Consider the following 16,003-nt stretch of genomic DNA (forward strand, 5'->3'; position numbering starts at 1 on the left):
ATAAATATTCCTGTTTCTCCGTAAACATTAATATCGTCCATGATTACTCCTATTTAATTGATTTTTAATATTTTTAAATTGTCTTTGTATGCATTTAATCGCCTAAACTATCATGGGGTTATAAATTTTATCAATCAGTTAGTCATTTTTATGTGTTGTGTCGTCGGTTTTTTTACCCTCAAATAAAAAAGCCCGCCGACTTACCGTGGCGGGCTTTGTGCTGTCGCTAAGTTACGCCAGATCGAAGCGATCGAGGTTCATCACTTTGTTCCAGGCGGCGACGAAGTCGTGGGCGAACTTCTCCTGCGCGTCGGCGCTGCCGTAGACCTCGGCCAACGCGCGCAGCTGCGCGTGCGAACCGAACACCAGATCGACGCGGGTGCCGGTCCACTTGACCGCGCCGCTGCGGCGATCGCGGCCTTCGAACAGGCCGTCTTCACCGACCGGGTGCCAGGTGGTGCCCATGTCGAGCAGGTTGACGAAGAAGTCGTTGGTCAGCGCCTGCGGCCGCTGGGTGAACACGCCGTGCTGCGTGCCGCCGACGTTGGCGCCGAGCACGCGCAGCCCGCCGACCAGCACCGTCATTTCCGGCGCGGTCAGGGTCAACAGCTGCGCCTTGTCGACCAGCAGCGTTTCGGCCGGCACGCGGTATTTGCCCTTCAGGAAGTTGCGGAAACCGTCGGCGAGCGGCTCCATCGCCTCGAAGGAGTCCACGTCGGTCTGTTCCTGCGAAGCGTCCATGCGGCCCGGCGCGAACGGCACCGTCAGGGCGAAACCGGCGTTCTTCGCCGCCTGTTCCACACCCGCCGCGCCGGCCAGCACGATCAGATCCGCCAGCGAGATGCGCTTGCCGCCGGTCTGCGCGTCGTTGAAGGCGCGTTGAATGCTCTCCAGCTTGGCCAGCGTCGCGGCGAGCTGCGCAGGTTGGTTGACCGCCCAGTCCTTTTGCGGCGCCAGGCGAATGCGCGCGCCGTTGGCGCCGCCGCGTTTGTCTGAACCGCGGAAGCTGGAAGCCGAAGCCCAGGCGGTGGAGACCAGCGCGGACACCGACAGGCCGGAAGCCAGCACGGCGTTTTTCAGCGCGGCGATGTCCTGCTCGTCGATCAGCGGATGATCGACGGCCGGGATCGGATCCTGCCAAATCAGCTCTTCCTGCGGCACTTCCGGGCCAAGGTAGCGCGCGCGCGGCCCCATGTCGCGGTGGGTCAGCTTGAACCAGGCGCGGGCGAAGGCGTCGGCCAGTTCCTCCGGGTGTTCATAGAAGCGGCGCGAAATCTTCTCGTAGGCCGGATCGAAACGCAGCGACAGATCGGTGGTCAGCATGGTCGGGCGGCGCTTCTTGTTCGGATCGAAGGCGTCGGGAATGGTTTCACCGATGTCTTTCGCCACCCACTGGTGCGCGCCGGCCGGGCTTTGGCTCAGCTCCCATTCGTATTCGAACAGGTGGCGGAAGAAGTCGTGGTTCCACTGGGTCGGGGTGGTGGTCCAGGTGACCTCCAGGCCGCTGGTGATGGCGTCTTTGCCGACGCCGGTGCCGAAGGTGCTGTGCCAGCCGAGGCCCTGCGCTTCCAGCCCGGCCGCTTCCGGATCGGCGCCGACGTGAGACGCCGGGCCGGCGCCGTGGGTCTTGCCGAAGGTGTGGCCGCCGGCGATCAGCGCCACGGTTTCTTCGTCGTTCATCGCCATGCGGGCGAAAGTTTCACGGATGTCGCGCGCGGCGGCTACCGGATCGGGATTGCCGTCCGGGCCTTCCGGGTTAACATAGATCAGGCCCATCTGCACCGCCGCCAGCGGGTTTTCCAGATCGCGGTCGCCCGAGTAGCGGCTGTTCGGCCCGCCGCTCAGTTCCAGCCAGATCTTCTCAGAACCCCAGTAGACGTCGTCCGGCTCCCAGGTGTCGGCGCGGCCGCCGGCGTAGCCGAAGGTTTTGAAGCCCATCGATTCCAGCGCCACGTTGCCGGTCAGGATCAGCAGATCGGCCCAGGAGATGTTGCGGCCGTATTTCTGCTTGATTGGCCACAGCAGGCGGCGCGCCTTGTCGAGGCTGACGTTGTCCGGCCAGCTGTTGAGCGGGGCGAAGCGCTGCTGGCCTTCGCCCGCGCCGCCGCGGCCGTCGCCGATGCGGTAGGTGCCGGCGCTGTGCCAGGCCATGCGGATGAACAGGCCGCCGTAGTGGCCGAAGTCCGCCGGCCACCATTCCTGCGAGTCGGTCATCAGGGCGTGCAGATCCTGTTTGACCGCCGCCAGATCGAGGCTGTTGAAGGCATCGGCGTAGTTGAAGTCTTTATCCATCGGATCGGACAGGGGGGAATGCTGATGCAGCGGTTTCAGGCTGAGCTGATTAGGCCACCAATCCTGATTGGTGGGGCCGTTCTGCGGTGCGGGCTGCTTGCCGCCCGAAAACGGGCATTTGCTTTCAGTTGTCATAATGCGCTCTCTGCTTCCGTAAAGATGCTCCAGCCGCCGGGCGTGGAGCGGTTAACAAGGCATGCGGGTAAGGCTTGCGTCGGGTATTGCGCTAAATAACTGAACTCAATCGATTTACGTCATCCTCGCCGCCAACGGGCAAAGGGTGACTCATGGCTAAGCTTAGTCAGCGGCGGCGGAGAGATAAAATAGGAATGAGTGAATATTGTGATAGCTTGCGGCGATTTATGGGTGTGCTATTGATAGTCAACACGCCGCGTTATCGGCGCCGCAACATGAACGCGAGCACTGCGTCCGCCAGCTTGCCGAACGGCGCGCGCAGCAGGTCGGTAAAGCGCCAGCGGCTCTGGATGAAAACGCCCTTGGCGTGGCTCAGCGCCCGAAATCCCTCGATGCCGTGACAGGCTCCCATGCCGCTGGGGCCGATGCCGCCGAACGGCAGGTCGTCCTGAGCGAAGTGCAGCAGGGTGGCGTTGATGCTGACGTTGCCGGAGGCGGTGCGCGCCAGCAGCCGATCCTGCTGCGCGTCTGCCGGGCCAAAGTAGTACAGCGCCAGCGGGCGCGGCCCGGCGTTGATAATGTCGATCGTTTCATCAAAGCCGGCGTAGGTGCGCACCGGCAGCAGCGGCCCGAAGATCTCTTCTTGCATGATCCGGCTGTCGTCGGGGGCGCCGACGACCAGCGTGGGGGCCAGGGTTTTCGGCCGTTCAGACGCCGAGTCCGGGCGATGGCCGACCGGAATGATTTGCGCGCCGCGCGCCTGGGCATCGGCGAGCAGATCGTGCAAGCGGTGGTAGTGCCTGTCGTTGATGATGGCGCCGTAGTCGTCGCCGGTTGGCCCGTCGGGATAAAAGGTTTTGACCGCCGCGTCGTAGAGCGCCATGAAGCTTGCCAGATCGTCCTGATGGATCAGCAGGTAATCGGGCGCGATACAGGTTTGGCCCGCGTTCGACAGCTTGCCGAACGCCACGCTCTTGACGTTTCTGGCGTTAACCGCGCCGCGCGCCATGACGGCAGGGCTTTTACCGCCCAGTTCGAGCGTTAACGGCACCAGATGTTTGCCGGCCGCCTGCATGACCTGACGGCCGATCGCCGTGCTGCCGGTGAACACCAGATGGTCGAACGCCAGCTCGCTGAATCTGGCCCCGACGTCCGGCCCGCCGGTCACGACGGCGACCTCATCGGCGGGAAACAGCGCCGCCAGCATCGTTTCGATGAGGCGGCTGGTATGCGGCGTGAGCTCCGAAGGTTTCAGCATCACGCGGTTGCCGGCGGCCAGGGCGGTGGCCAGCGGGATGAAGGTCAACGAGAAGGGATAGTTCCACGGCGCCATGATGCCAATCACGCCCTTGGGCTGATATTGCACATAGGCGCGTGCGGCCTGATACGGCAGGGCGACGTGGCGGCGCTCCGGCTGCATGAAGCGTTTCAGGTTGCGCAGCAGGTAATCGATCGCTTGAACGGTGACCAGAATCTCCAGAATGTCGGTTTCGTAAGGCGAACGGTGGCCGAAGTCCGCGCTGACGGCCGCCGCCAGCGCGACGCGCTGGGCCAGAATGGCGCTCCGCAAGCGGCGCAGGGCGGCCTTGCGCTGTTGCATCGTCGGCGCGCCGTCGCGCAGGAAGGCGTGGCGCTGGGCGGCAAGCCGCGGCTCCATCGTCATGAGGATGTCATCTCCCTGCACTTGAATTCTCCTGATGCCGAGTGAAAGCGGGAATGCGGTTTGCCGAATTGTGTTTGACCTTAAAGTGAACTTTAAACCTATACTCGTTAAACGATCAACGCAAGATCGTCGGCCAACCGGGATGAGGGAGCCAGAGATCCCGGCGCCGTGCGCAGTATAAACCTTCTTTTTTAACCATAGTGTAAATGGGAGAAACGACATGGGTTATGTAACGACCAGCGATGGCGTCGAGATTTTCTACAAGGATTGGGGCCCCAAAAACGGCAAGGTTATCTATTTCCACCACGGCTGGCCGCTGTCGAGCGATGACTGGGATGCCCAGATGCTGTTCTTCGTGAACAAAGGATTCCGCGTGGTTGCGCACGATCGCCGCGGCCACGGCCGCTCCAGCCAGGTATGGGAAGGGCACGACATGGATCACTATGCCGATGACGTCGCCGCGGTGGTAAAACACCTCGGCGTACAGGGCGCCATGCACGTGGGCCACTCGACCGGCGGCGGCGAGGTGGTGCGCTATATCGTGCGCCACGGCGAGGACAAGGTGTCCAAAGCGGTGTTGATCAGCGCGGTGCCGCCGCTGATGGTAAAAACCGACGCCAATCCGCAGGGCACCCCAAAATCGGTATTCGATGATTTCCAGGCGCAGCTGGCCGCCAACCGGGCGCAGTTCTATTACGACGTGCCGGCCGGCCCGTTCTACGGCTATAACCGCCCGGGCGCCAAGCCGTCGGAGGCGATTATCTGGAACTGGTGGCGCCAGGGCATGATGGGCGGCGCCAAGGCGCACTATGACGGCATCGTCGCCTTCTCGCAGACCGATTTCACCGAAGATCTCAAGAAGATCGCCATTCCGGTGCTGGTGATCCACGGCGACGACGATCAGGTGGTGCCTTATCAGGATTCCGGTGTGCTCTCGGCCAAGCTGGTGCAAAACGGCACGCTCCATACCTATAAGGGCGCGCCGCACGGCATCCCGACCACCCATGCCGATCAGGTCAACGCCGATTTGCTGGCGTTCGTGAACAGCTAAGCGCGAAAAAGCACCTTTGCTCCGCCCTGAGTGGGTGGAGCTTTTTTCATTGCGATGAGGAACGTCAATGCAAACGATCCTGGGCGCCAGTGGCCAGATCGCCCAAGAGCTGGCGCGTGAACTGAAGCGCGCGCACACCGATGATTTAAGATTGGTCAGCCGCCACCCGAAGAAGATCAACGACAGCGATACGCTGGTTGCGGCCGACCTGCTCGACGCGCAGCAGACCCTGGCGGCGGTGAAGGGCAGCGAGGTGGTGTATTTCGCCGCCGGCTTGCCGCCGGATTCGGCGCTGTGGGAGCGACAATTTCCGACCATGCTGCAGAATGCGCTGGACGCCAGCCGTACCGCGGGCGTGCCCTTTGTCTATTTCGACAATACCTATATGTATCCGCAGAACGGCGAGCCGCAGACGGAATCGACGTCGTTCGCGCCTCGGGGGCGCAAGGGACGGGTGCGCGCTCTGATGACCGAGAAGGTGCTCGACGAGATGAAGCGCAAGCAGATCCCCGTGCTGATCGGCCGTGCGCCCGAGTTTTATGGGCCGGGGAAAACGCAGAGCTTCACCAATGCGTTGATCGTCGACAGGTTGAAAGCGGGGGAAAAACCGCGCGTGCCGGTTCGCGATGACAGGCTGCGCACGCTGATTTGGACGCCCGACGCCAGCCGCGGGTTAGCCCGGCTCGGCAATACGCCCGACGCGTTCGGCCAGACGTGGCATCTCCCGTGCTGCGACGAGCGGCTCACCTATGCGCAGTTCGCCGCGTTGGCCTGTGAGGTGTTTGGGAAGGACATTTCATATTCCGTTATCGGCAAATGGGCGTTGATCGCCGCAGGGCTGTTTTCATCCGGGGCGCGAGAGATGCGCGAGCTGCTGCCGCGCTACGAGCACGATAACCTGTTCGACTCGACCAAGTTCAAACAGCGTTTTCCCGACTTCGCCGTCACGACGTATCGCGCCGGGCTGGAAACGATTTGGCGGGAGTGGAAAAACGCGCAAGCGCCGCGCTGAGGCGTCCGTCACGCCATGAGCAGGCGCATTCGGCACTTTGTCATCACTCTGCCCTCATGATCCTCTCGCACCGTCTCGATCGGCGCGAGCGAGCCTCGCCCTTCACCGGGCGGGGCTTTTTATTGGCTGCGCGAAAGCGGATCACCAGTGATAGCTGATGCCCATATCGAGCTTGTCCGACGCATCGACGCCGGCCGCGTGCTGCGAAAGGTTATTGAATTCATAGTTAATAAACACCTGCATGTTGCTGTTGAGCAACCAGGTCACCCCCAGCTCCTCGTAGTTCAATAAGTCGGTGTTGCGGCCTGCCCGGGCCTGTATTAAACGGGTATAGCCGATGTTGGGCTGAATATGGTCCGTCAGCCGGTATTTGACGAGTGCTTCATAACTTGACGCCGAGCCGCGGTTAGCGGTTTGTTGTGGGCTGATGGCGTTGTCGCTTTGGGTGAACACGGCCGCAAGATAGATTTTTTTCGACGCATAGAGAACCCCTTCGGCCAGCGTATCGATGCGTCGGCGATAGCCGGCGGCGTGTTGCTGCCGCTGCGTGGTTTGAGACGCCGAGGCGGCGGCGATGAGGCTGAGCGTCGGCGTCAACGCATAACGAAAGGAGGCGCCGAAACCGTTGCCGTTTTGTTTGCCCGTCGCTTGCCGATCGTCGCCGTCTTTGAATTGATATTGCAACGCGAGGGCGGCGCGCCGCTGAAACAGGCTGAAAGTTTGGCGGTAAGTGAGCAGGTTATGCGCCCGGCCGCGCATAAAGTTATCGATGTAGTTGTACGCTATTTCCCTAAACAGCGGGGAGCGATCGGTCAGGGCGGTCACATCATAAAGCACGCCCCAGTTGCGGCCGATATCGAGGCTGCCCAGGGTGGCGTTTTGCACGCCGATATAGGCGAGCCGGGTGCTGTTTCGGCTCGCGTCGGCGAAGCTGACGGTATATTCCCAGTGGGCGTAAGCCTGCCAGCGCGGCGCGATCTTTTTTTTGCCTATCAGGCCGAAATAGAGGTAGCTGCGGTCGCCGTCGTCGCGTTCGTTTTGGCCGCTGTAGCGTCTGGCGATAATCGTGCCGTAGAAATTCAGGCTGTTTTGCTGCGATCCCATCAACGACACGGCGAAGGCGCCGCGCGGCAACAGGGCCAGCAGGGGGAACAGCATGCCCGCCGAAAAATAACGAGGATTGCGTTTTATCATGATGGCACCGTCCCTGTGCGCGGCAAACCCGTGTGCTTGCCGCCCCGGCGAAGCTTAAGCGTGCGTTTCGCGTTTAAAGTAACTGACGATCCCCTGAGCGATCGCCGTGGCAATTTTATTTCGGAAGGCGGGGGTGCCGAGCAGCCTTTCTTCCTCAGGGTTGGTGATGAAAGAGGTTTCCACCAAGACGGAAGGAATATACGGGGACTTTAAGACCACGAAGGCCGCCTGTTCGGTATTTTTGGCATGCAAATGATGGATGGGCGCAATATGCTGAATCAGGTGCGAGCCCAGCGCCAGGCTCTCTTTGATTGTTTCCGTCTGCTCCAAATCAAACAGTATCTTCTGCAAATAGCGATCTTTCTTGATGACGTTGGGGCCGGCGAGATCGTCCGCCGCGTTTTCACTGTTCGATAAGTATTTCGCCATCGCGCTGCTGGCGCCTTTATTGGAAAGCGCAAAAACCGACGCGCCGCAGGCACTGGGGCAGGTAAAGCCGTCGGCGTGGATGGACATGAAAAGATCGGCGCCATGCCGGTGCGCGATCTCCACCCGATCGTACAGCGGAATAAAAACGTCGCTGTCGCGCGTCAGGCGGGCATCGATGCCGTGTCGATCAAGCTGTGCACGCACATTTCTGGCGATCTCCAGAACGACATGTTTTTCCAGCGAACCGGTGTGGCCAATGGCGCCGGAGTCGATGCCGCCATGACCGGGATCCAACATGACCAGGAATCTTTTTCGCGCCCCCTGAGGGCCGTTCTGCTTTTTGGGACGTGGCAGGCCGTGGGCGTGAGCCAGCGGGGAAACGGCGCCGTTCAGCGCCAGGGCCGCCAACCCTGCCAACATCATTCTGCGGCGAGATAACCGGGTGTTCAAAAGGTCCGTCTTAGCCATAAGGTTAACCAGCATAAAAGGAAAGGGTGTTTTTGTTATAACATAACAATTTCACGCGCCGGCGGGGTTGTCTGTTAGCGGCTGTTACTTTTAATGTCATTCCTTAAATTAACTGGTTTTTTATACTGCATTTATTTTGTTTATTGAGTGTTTATATTGATATAAATTTGTTTTGCATTTGTTAATTCTTATTTTGACACACTATTTAATCTAATATTTCAAATGAGATTTATTCTCCTCTTTAATTGATATGTTATAACGTAAACATTAAAACGGATAAAAAGCGGGGTCTTTGCCGCCGGCATGAAGCTACTCACGTTTTTGGAGCGTTAACATGACTTTTAAACACCAGGAAAAAGAGACACTAAATATATTCGCCGTTCTCGCGGTCTCGTTAAGCACGGTCATCGCCATGCTCGACAGTACCATCGCCAACGTGGCATTGCCGGTGATCGCCAAAGATTTCGGCGTTTCCGAATCGGCCTCCATCATGATTATTAATGCCTACCAGTTTGCTGTTGTCGCCTCTTTGATGCCCTTCGCGGCGCTGGGCCGCGCGGTGGGCAATAAAAAGATCTTTATAGCCGGGGTGGTGCTGTTCGCTTTTTCATCCTTGGGCTGCGCGCTGTCCACGACGCTGTCGATGCTGACGGCATTCAGGGTGATACAGGGCTTCGGTGCGGCGGCGGTGCTCAGCGTCAATGCGGCGCTGATCAAGGAGATATACCCGGAAAGGCTGCTGGGGCGCGGCCTGGGGATCAATGTGATGGTGGTGTCGGTTTCCGCCGCCGCCGGGCCGTCCATCGCCTCGGCGATACTTTCTCAGACGAGCTGGAACTGGCTGTTTACCATCAATGTTCCCATCGCCTGCCTGTCGCTGCTGCTGAGCCTGATCTTCCTGGCCCCCCGCGAGCGGCGCAGCGTTGGATTCGACAGCGGGGGGGCTCTGTTGGTGTTTGTGCTGTTTATCGCTTTCTCGCTCAGCACGATGAGCATGACCACCCACCATCTGCCGGCGGCGGCGCTCAGCTTTGCGGTATTCGCCGGGCTGGCCGGGTGGCTGTACATCAATCAGAAAAGAAAGGCCAACGCCGCGCTGATCCCGATCGCGATGCTGCATAACCCGACGCTGTCATTGTCTTTGCTGATGTCGATGCTGTCTTACAGCACCCAGCTTTTGGCTTTTGTATCGCTGCCTTTCTATTTCCACAATGTCCTGCAAAGAAACGTGGTGGACATCGGTCTGCTGCTGACCGCCTGGCCGCTGGCCACCATGGCGTCTTCGCTAATTTCCGGCGATTTGGCCAAGAAATACGATCCCAATCTCGTCGCCCTGTCAGGCCTCGCCTGCTTGTTGGCCGGCATGCTGCTGATGGCCAATTTGCCGAGCGATCCGTCGAATGGGGCGATCGTATGGCGCGTGGCGCTGTGCGGCATCGGTTTCGGCCTGTTTCAATCACCGAACAACCTGCTGATCATGACCTCGGTCTCGCACGAAAACAGCAGCATCGCCAGCGGCCTGTTGGGCAGCTCCCGGTTGATCGGGCAAATCGTCGGTTCGGCGTTAGTGGCGATTTTCTGCAATATGCGCGGCGCGCAAGCGACGAATATCAGTTTAATGGCGGGGGCGGCATTCTCGTTCCTTTCTCTGGTCGTGAGCTATATGCGCTTCAAGTCCGCCGTTACGTTAAAAACCAGCAAATAGAAGCACGAGGTTTCCCATGCGATTTATCCCATTAGTGCCGTTGGTTATCGGGATGGCGGCGTTTTCCCTTGCCGGTTGCACGACCTACCACGACGTGGCGTTGCAACAAAAAGAGGCGGGGCTCAATAGCCCGTATTACCTGCTGCAGCCGCCGGTCTATGTCGGCGACCAGTTGAAATATGGCCTGAAGGACGGCAGCGGCGGCGAGCTGAAGGTGGCGAAGGTGGAACCTAAAGACATCGTCGCCGACAGCGGAAAAATCATTCCCCTGGCAGAGCTTTCTTTCCTGCAACGAAAAGACCTTTCCACGGGAAAAACCGCCGCGTTGGTTGGCGGCGGCGCGGTAGCCACCACGGCAATCGTCTTTGTGGCCGGGATAACCATTATGGCAGCAGGCATCGCCGCGTCGGCCTAATACAGCCCATCGACGCGCGCCGCCGAGCGTGCGCGCAGGAGGCACCATGTGCGTAACAGTGAAATTTATCGCCACCGCGCTGCTGGCCCTATTTGCCTTGCCGACGGTGCCTTGCGCCGGCGCCAGTCTGCCGGCGGCGGCCGAGCCGTTGCAAAGCGCGGCGACGCAAACGCTGCCCGGCAGCTACCCGCGGATCGTCATCACCGGCAACTGCCCCTTCGGCGTGATCCTGGCGAACGAGGCGGCCTATCGGCACGTCGTCGGCGTGGGGCCCTGGGCGTTCATGCATGCCGATAGGCATGTGTTGAAGGACATGAAGCCGGATATCGGCAGGATCACGTCCGATTTCATCAATAAAGACTATCGGGTCAACATGGAGTCGTTAATGAATCTGCGGCCCGACATCATTTATTACTACGGCAAAAGCCAGGACGATCGGCTGGAAAGGGCGGGCGTGATGACGGTCGATCTGGACGCCGGCGGGAAGACCAAATACCAGCCGATGGTCACCCAGGTGTATTGGGAAAATACCTTCGCCGACACCCTCGGCCTGCCGCGTACGCATAAATTCAAAGACGCCTGGGAAAAGACCCTGAAGCAGATCCGCCCCTATGCCGCCGCCATCCGCGCGCAGCACGTCAGGGCGTTATATCTGGAAGAAAGCGACGGCAGGCAGCTGAAGGTGAGCGGCCCGCACACCTACGGCGACACCTATCTGAAAATGGCCGGCATGGACAACGTCGCCGGGGATTTGCCGGTGAAAGGGGATGCCGGCAGGTACATCAACGTTTCGATGGAGCAAATCATGGCCTGGGATCCTGATGTGATTTTCGTGGTGTTCGGCAGCGCCAAAGCGCTGCTGCACGGGGGGATCCCCGGCCAGGCGTGGGAGACGCTCAGGGCGGTGAAAAACGGCAAGGTTTTCTCGACGCCGGTGGGCATTCACAACTGGGGGGGCCTGTCGGCGGAAACGTCACTGCTGCCGCTGTTTATGATCAACCGGTATGCCCCTGAAGACATTAGCGACAAAACGCTGCGGCAGGAGACGCGCCGCTATTATCAGACGATGTTCTCTTATGCGATCCCGGACCGGTTGCTGGATGAGGTGCTGGCACAGCGCTAGTGCCACGGTTGAATAGCGTGAGTTCGTTGGAGGAGCTTGGGGATGCCGGGCAGAGGAAAATATGTGGCGATCATGGCGGGATTGTTTATTTCGCTTTGTGTGGTCGCCTTCGCATCACTGTTTGCCGGCCGCTATGCCTTGTCGGCCCATGACGTGGTGCAGATTGTATGGCGGGGGAACATGCCGGGGGAAAACCAGGCCCGCTATTCGGTGATTTTTAACCTGCGCGCGCCGCGGGTGGTGGCGGTGATGCTGGTGGGCGGCGGGTTGGCGGTTGCCGGCGCGACCTTTCAGGCGGTGCTGAAAAACGCGCTGGCCAGCCCGGACGTGCTGGGCACCTCTTCCGCCTCCGCTTTTGGCGCTGCGCTGGGCATTTTGTTGAGTTTGCCTTTTGCCCTGAGTTCCCTGCTGTCGTTTCTTTTCGGCGTGGTGAGCTTGCTGCTGGTGCTGGGCATCTGCCGCCTCAAACGCCGGCAGGATGCACTCACCACGATTTTGTCCGGCATGATTATCGCGTCGCTGTTTATCGCGTTTGTCTCGGTCATAAAATATGTCGCCGATCCGCAGGATACCTTGCCGGCGATCGTCTTCTGGCTGATGGGCAGTTTCGCTTCGGTAGCGAAAGCGCAGGTTTATTGGCTGATCCCGCTGTTTGCGGCGTGTTACCTGACTATCTACCGGCTCAGGTGGAATATGAACATTCTCTCTCTTGGGGACGACGAGGCGCGCATCGCCGGCCTGAATCCGCCTCGGCTGAAGATCCTGTTGCTGATCGCCGCCTCTCTGCTGGTTTCCGCCTCGGTGAGCTTGGCCGGCGTGGTGGGGTGGGTCGGCTTGGTGATCCCGCATTTGGTGAGAAGCGTGTTGGGGTATAACCACGGCCGCCTGATCCCCGCTTCGGCGCTGAGCGGGGCGCTGTTTTTGCTGGTGATCGACAATATCGCCAGAGGGGCCACCTATGCTGAAATCCCGATCGGCATCCTGACCGCGCTGATCGGCGCGCCGCTTTTCGCTCTCCTTTTTATTACGAGCAGCAAACATGATCACAGTTAACCAGCTGACCCTGGGTTTCAAGGGGCGAGAACCCCTTCTCGACAACGTCAGTTTTCATCTGGCGCGGGGCGAGATCCTCAGCGTGCTCGGGCCGAACGGCGCCGGTAAAACCACGTTGCTGAGACACATCGCGGGCCTGTGCCGGCCCCTGTCTGGCGGGTGCAAGATCGGCCTGGTCGACAATCGGCCCGCCCGGTTGGCCTATGTGCCGCAGGCGAAAACGCCGCATTTCGCTTATGGGGTACTCGATTTTGTCACTTTCGGCTGTGCCCGCCAGGCGGGGTGGTTCGCCAGGCCGCGGCGGCAAGATGTCGCCAAGGCGCAGGCGGTGTTGCATGCGCTGGAGATCGCGCCGCTGGCGCAGAAAAATATCAACCAGATCAGCGGCGGGGAACTGCAGATGTGTTATTTCGCCAAGGCGCTGGCGGCGGATCCCGACGTCATGATCCTCGACGAACCGGAATCGAACCTGGATTTTTACAATCAGGCTAAAATGATCGAGATGCTCTGGCGCCTCGCCAAAGAGCGGCAGATGACGATCGTGCTGAATACGCATTTTCTGCATTATGCCGATCGCATCTCCGACAAGTGCCTGCTGATAAATAAGCGACAGTGCATGTTTGGCGATAAAAACGCCTTGCTGCAAGAGGATATCCTGGAGCGCTACTTCCAGGTACCGGTGAGAAAGTGCCGGTACGAATATGCCGGCGTCAGCGAAGAAACGTTCATTGTCGCGCTACGGCATCATGCTTGAGCGCCGCCAGCGCGAGGGTGATTGAGGGATATCCCTCATTGCGGCCCCGCTGGCGGTTATTTAAGCTGAAAGAGAAATGCAACGGTGAATATGGAGATAATCATGACTGATTCAGTGTTCAACGATCGTAATCCCACCCCGGATGTGGCGGAAGACAACGCGTTCTTCCCATCGCCTTACTCCCTCAGCCAGTACACCTCGTCCAAAACCGACTTCACGGGCGCCAGCTACCCGAACGCCTATCGCGGCGGCAAGTGGAAGGTGCTGATGATCGCCTCGCAGGAGCGCTACCTGCTGATGCAAAACGGCAAGTTCTTCTCTACCGGCAACCACCCGGTCGAGATGCTGTTGCCGATGTATCACCTGGATCTGGCCGGTTTCGAGATCGACATCGCCACGCCGTCCGGCGATCCGGTGAAGCTGGAGATGTGGGCGTTCCCGCATGAAGATGAAGCAGTCAAGGCCACCTACGAGAAGTACCGCAGCCAGCTCAAGCAGCCGAAAAAGTTGACGGAAGTGGTGAAGGATCTGGATGGCGGCAACTACCTCGGCGTTTTCATTCCCGGCGGCCACGGCGTGCTCAATGATATCCCGTTCAGCGAAGAGGTGAAAAAGACCCTGCACTGGGCGCATGACAACGATCGCTACGTGATTTCGCTGTGCCACGGGCCGGCCGGTTTGCTGGCGGCGGGCATCGGCGAGAACAAAGAGGATTTCCTGTATCGCGGCTATGAGATGTGCGTGTTCCCGGACTCGCTCGATACCGGCGCCAACATCGATATCGGCTATATCCCCGGCCCGATGCCCTGGCTGGTGGGTGAACGCCTGCGCGAGCGGGGCGTGAAGATCGTCAACGCCGACATCACCGGCAAGGTGCATAAAGATCGGCGCCTGCTGACCGGCGACAGCCCGCTGGCTTCCAACAACCTCGGCAAACTGGCGGCAGAGACGCTGCTGGCCGACGTCGCCACGCGATGAGCGACGAGATCGCGCAGCGCGCTTTCCAGACGGCGCTGGCGATGGACCACGAGCGAACCCTGTCCGCCATTCAGGGGCGGGTTCGCGCCTTCGCCGCGCCGTTCGGTTTCGATCGCTTTGTGCTGTTTTCCGCTTCCGCCATGGCGGAAGCGGGGATCGAGCATATCTATTGGGTCGAAGGCGACTGGTTCGGCGAGGGGGAGGCGGTCGATGCGCTGACCTACGTGCGGCACTGCCCGGTGACCCGGCACATGCTGCGGGCCAGCGAGCCGTTCTTCTGGACCAAGACCCGGGCGCGGCAGGGCGAGCGTTACCGGATTGTGCGCACGCCGCGCGGCGCCGGTCTGCACGGCGTGCAGATCCCGGTGTTCGGCCCCGCCGGCCTGGAGGGCGCCGTCAGCCTGGGGGGCGAGCGCATCGACACCTCGCCGCCGGTGCGGCTGGCGCTGTCGCTCGTGGGTTCGGCGGCCTTTCTGGCGGCGCGGCGGCTGTTCGAACCGGCAGCCGGTGAGGGGGGGAGCCGGCTGTCGGCGCGCGAGCGCGAGGTGCTTAGCTGGACCGCCATTGGCCGGCGGCAGGCGGATATCGCCGCGATGCTCGGCCTGTCTGAACGCACGGTGGAAAACCACCTGCGCCGCATTCGCCAACGCCTTGGCGCCGCCACCACCGCGCAGGCGATCAGCGTGGCGATCCGCCTGGGGGAGATCGCCCCCGAGAGCCGTTAGCCCGCCGCCATTTGCCGCAGCAACCACTCGCGTAGCGCAATGATATCGGGGCGCTGCGCAGTTTCTTCGGTGGCCATCAGATAGTAGTTGGCGCCGGGCAACGACATCTCGAACGGCGCGGCCAGCACGCCGCGCTGCAACAAATCGCGCGCCAGCAGCCGGCTGGCGATCACCACCCCCTGGCCCGCCACCGCCGCCTGCAGCGCATGGGTTTCGTCACTGAAGGTCAGCCCGGCTTCCACGTTCAATCCTTCCGGCCCGTAGCGCCGTCGCCAGTTCTCCCAGGTCGGCGAGTCGGCGGGCACCTGCCGATGCTCCACGTGAAACAGCGTCACCCGCTGCAAATCTTCGATGCGCTCCAGCGCCAGCGCCGGGCTGGCCACCACGATAAAACGATCCTCATGCAGCAGGGTGCAGTGCAGATCGCTTTCCGGCATTTCGCGGTAGCGGATGGCGACGTCCACGGTGCGCTGGCTGAGATCGACGCGCTCGACGCTGGTGTGCAGGCGCAGATCGATGGCGGGAAACTCCGCCTTGAAATCCGCCAGGCGAGGCACCAGCCAGTGGGTGAGAAAGTTGGAGGTGGTGGTGACGGTCAGCGCCGGCGGCTGCTGGGCGCGGGTGATTTGGGCGACGGACTGCGCCAGCGCGGCAAAGGCGCGCTGGGTGCCGGCATACAGGATCTCGCCGGTCTCGGTCAGGCTGACGCCCTGCGCGCTGCGCTCGCACACCCGGCATTCCAGCACCGACTCCAGCAGCTTGATCTGGTGGCTGACTGCCGTCGCGCTGACGCCCAGCTCCTCGGCGGCATGTTTAAAGCTGCGGCAGCCGGCCACGGCGTGGAAAGCGCGCAGCGCGCCCAGCGGCGGCAAACGGGTTTTTCTCATGGCTGAATTATTCTCATCCAAGGCTGAAAACTATGAGTTTGTCTGAGCGATTATACAAGAGATAGGCTACTGACATGTGAACAGGGAAATGAATTTATTTCATCATTTCCATCATGTCG

14 protein-coding genes are annotated in these 16,003 nt (G+C 60.5%); 9 read left to right on the top strand and 5 right to left on the bottom strand.

Annotated features, from left to right (window positions below; translation table 11 throughout):
* Positions 1-231: 231 nt before the first annotated feature.
* Both katG and ACJ8PL_RS10060 read right to left on the bottom strand, forming a co-directional pair.
* A complete protein-coding gene (katG, locus tag ACJ8PL_RS10055; RefSeq protein WP_016927059.1) occupies positions 232-2,427 on the bottom strand; it encodes a catalase/peroxidase HPI in 2,196 nt (731 codons plus the stop codon).
* A 259-nt stretch (positions 2,428-2,686) separates the two neighbouring features.
* Positions 2,687-4,090, bottom strand: a complete 1,404-nt coding sequence (locus ACJ8PL_RS10060) for a coniferyl aldehyde dehydrogenase (RefSeq protein ID WP_442531147.1) — start codon at positions 4,088-4,090, stop codon at positions 2,687-2,689.
* A gap of 220 nt (positions 4,091-4,310) precedes the next feature.
* Between ACJ8PL_RS10060 and ACJ8PL_RS10065 the strand changes: the two genes are divergently transcribed.
* Positions 4,311-5,141, top strand: coding sequence for an alpha/beta fold hydrolase (locus ACJ8PL_RS10065; protein ID WP_025303474.1), 831 nt, complete (start codon positions 4,311-4,313; stop codon positions 5,139-5,141).
* A gap of 67 nt (positions 5,142-5,208) precedes the next feature.
* On the top strand, positions 5,209-6,153 hold the full coding sequence (locus ACJ8PL_RS10070) for an NAD-dependent epimerase/dehydratase family protein (RefSeq protein ID WP_097101701.1): 945 nt from the start codon (positions 5,209-5,211) through the stop codon (positions 6,151-6,153).
* Positions 6,154-6,294: 141 nt separating this feature from the next.
* On the opposite strand, the gene ACJ8PL_RS10075 is transcribed toward ACJ8PL_RS10070, so the two are convergent.
* Positions 6,295-7,347 (bottom strand): porin, encoded by a 1,053-nt coding sequence (locus tag ACJ8PL_RS10075; protein ID WP_016927063.1) that lies wholly within the window; start codon positions 7,345-7,347, stop codon positions 6,295-6,297.
* Positions 7,348-7,401: 54 nt separating this feature from the next.
* Positions 7,402-8,244 (bottom strand): N-acetylmuramoyl-L-alanine amidase AmiA, encoded by an 843-nt coding sequence (gene amiA / locus ACJ8PL_RS10080; RefSeq protein WP_025303471.1) that lies wholly within the window; start codon positions 8,242-8,244, stop codon positions 7,402-7,404.
* Between the two features lie 334 nt (positions 8,245-8,578).
* Between amiA and ACJ8PL_RS10085 the strand changes: the two genes are divergently transcribed.
* From ACJ8PL_RS10085 to ACJ8PL_RS10115, 7 genes are all read left to right on the top strand, one after another.
* Positions 8,579-9,949 (top strand): MFS transporter, encoded by a 1,371-nt coding sequence (locus ACJ8PL_RS10085; protein WP_079449929.1) that lies wholly within the window; start codon positions 8,579-8,581, stop codon positions 9,947-9,949.
* 52 nt (positions 9,950-10,001) lie between these two features.
* On the top strand, positions 10,002-10,364 hold the full coding sequence (locus tag ACJ8PL_RS10090) for a hypothetical protein (RefSeq protein ID WP_016927066.1): 363 nt from the start codon (positions 10,002-10,004) through the stop codon (positions 10,362-10,364).
* A 46-nt stretch (positions 10,365-10,410) separates the two neighbouring features.
* Complete coding sequence (locus ACJ8PL_RS10095) at positions 10,411-11,487, top strand: ABC transporter substrate-binding protein (RefSeq protein WP_233504950.1); 1,077 nt, start codon at positions 10,411-10,413, stop codon at positions 11,485-11,487.
* A 42-nt stretch (positions 11,488-11,529) separates the two neighbouring features.
* Complete coding sequence (locus ACJ8PL_RS10100; protein WP_079452241.1) at positions 11,530-12,540, top strand: FecCD family ABC transporter permease; 1,011 nt, start codon at positions 11,530-11,532, stop codon at positions 12,538-12,540.
* A complete protein-coding gene (locus tag ACJ8PL_RS10105; RefSeq protein ID WP_079449926.1) occupies positions 12,527-13,294 on the top strand; it encodes an ABC transporter ATP-binding protein in 768 nt (255 codons plus the stop codon). Before ACJ8PL_RS10100 ends, ACJ8PL_RS10105 begins: the two co-directional genes overlap by 14 nt.
* 102 nt (positions 13,295-13,396) lie before the next feature.
* Complete coding sequence (hchA, locus tag ACJ8PL_RS10110) at positions 13,397-14,272, top strand: glyoxalase III HchA (RefSeq protein WP_442531149.1); 876 nt, start codon at positions 13,397-13,399, stop codon at positions 14,270-14,272.
* Positions 14,269-14,997, top strand: a complete 729-nt coding sequence (locus tag ACJ8PL_RS10115; RefSeq protein WP_016927071.1) for a PA1136 family autoinducer-binding transcriptional regulator — start codon at positions 14,269-14,271, stop codon at positions 14,995-14,997. Before hchA ends, ACJ8PL_RS10115 begins: the two co-directional genes overlap by 4 nt.
* On the opposite strand, the gene ACJ8PL_RS10120 is transcribed toward ACJ8PL_RS10115, so the two are convergent.
* Entirely contained in the window at positions 14,994-15,884 is an 891-nt protein-coding gene (locus ACJ8PL_RS10120; protein ID WP_016927072.1) for a LysR substrate-binding domain-containing protein, read from the bottom strand. The two genes, ACJ8PL_RS10115 and ACJ8PL_RS10120, sit on opposite strands and share 4 nt — an antisense overlap.
* Positions 15,885-16,003 lie beyond the last annotated feature (119 nt).

This window comes from Serratia sp. CY83965 (assembly GCF_052166375.1).
GTDB lineage: Bacteria > Pseudomonadota > Gammaproteobacteria > Enterobacterales > Enterobacteriaceae > Serratia > Serratia marcescens.

Bases quoted from the DNA above. Each gene is read 5' to 3' on its own strand.
- katG (WP_016927059.1), bottom strand. From the start codon at position 2,427: ATGACAACTGAAAGCAAATGCCCGTTTTCGGGCGGCAAGCAGCCCGCA.
- ACJ8PL_RS10060 (WP_442531147.1), bottom strand. From the start codon at position 4,090: ATGACGATGGAGCCGCGGCTTGCCGCCCAGCGCCACGCCTTCCTGCGC.
- ACJ8PL_RS10065 (WP_025303474.1), top strand. From the start codon at position 4,311: ATGGGTTATGTAACGACCAGCGATGGCGTCGAGATTTTCTACAAGGAT.
- ACJ8PL_RS10070 (WP_097101701.1), top strand. From the start codon at position 5,209: ATGCAAACGATCCTGGGCGCCAGTGGCCAGATCGCCCAAGAGCTGGCG.
- ACJ8PL_RS10075 (WP_016927063.1), bottom strand. From the start codon at position 7,347: ATGATAAAACGCAATCCTCGTTATTTTTCGGCGGGCATGCTGTTCCCC.
- amiA (WP_025303471.1), bottom strand. From the start codon at position 8,244: ATGGCTAAGACGGACCTTTTGAACACCCGGTTATCTCGCCGCAGAATG.
- ACJ8PL_RS10085 (WP_079449929.1), top strand. From the start codon at position 8,579: ATGACTTTTAAACACCAGGAAAAAGAGACACTAAATATATTCGCCGTT.
- ACJ8PL_RS10090 (WP_016927066.1), top strand. From the start codon at position 10,002: ATGGCGGCGTTTTCCCTTGCCGGTTGCACGACCTACCACGACGTGGCG.
- ACJ8PL_RS10095 (WP_233504950.1), top strand. From the start codon at position 10,411: ATGTGCGTAACAGTGAAATTTATCGCCACCGCGCTGCTGGCCCTATTT.
- ACJ8PL_RS10100 (WP_079452241.1), top strand. From the start codon at position 11,530: ATGCCGGGCAGAGGAAAATATGTGGCGATCATGGCGGGATTGTTTATT.
- ACJ8PL_RS10105 (WP_079449926.1), top strand. From the start codon at position 12,527: ATGATCACAGTTAACCAGCTGACCCTGGGTTTCAAGGGGCGAGAACCC.
- hchA (WP_442531149.1), top strand. From the start codon at position 13,397: ATGACTGATTCAGTGTTCAACGATCGTAATCCCACCCCGGATGTGGCG.
- ACJ8PL_RS10115 (WP_016927071.1), top strand. From the start codon at position 14,269: ATGAGCGACGAGATCGCGCAGCGCGCTTTCCAGACGGCGCTGGCGATG.
- ACJ8PL_RS10120 (WP_016927072.1), bottom strand. From the start codon at position 15,884: ATGAGAAAAACCCGTTTGCCGCCGCTGGGCGCGCTGCGCGCTTTCCAC.